The organism is Mycobacterium intermedium (assembly GCF_002086275.1).
Taxonomy (GTDB): domain Bacteria; phylum Actinomycetota; class Actinomycetes; order Mycobacteriales; family Mycobacteriaceae; genus Mycobacterium; species Mycobacterium intermedium.
Genome location: NZ_MVHT01000367.1, coordinates 1 through 253, shown reverse-complemented (window position 1 = coordinate 253; position 253 = coordinate 1). Strand labels below are relative to the sequence as shown.

General features: G+C 68.8%; 1 protein-coding gene. It reads left to right on the top strand.

What is annotated here, in order from left to right; all coding sequences use genetic code 11:
• A partial coding sequence (locus tag BST27_RS33045; RefSeq protein WP_170062407.1) for a hypothetical protein occupies positions 1-253 on the top strand: 253 nt, incomplete at both ends.

The window sequence follows — 253 nt, the reverse complement described above, 5'->3', positions numbered from 1 at the left end:
CTGCAACGCTGGGAGCGGGTACTGGCGGCGATGGTCGCCAACCCAGGGCAGCGGTTGTCGGCGATCGATGTGCTGGATGAGGCCGAACGGGCCCGGCTCGATGAGCTGAGTAATCGGGCGGTGTTGACGGGGCCGCCGGCAGGGGCTGCGATCCCGGTGTTGTTCGCGGGTCAGGCGGCCCGCACGCCGGAGGCGGTGGCGCTGACTTTCGAGGGATCGTCGTTGTCGTATCGGGAGCTGGATGAGGCGTCGA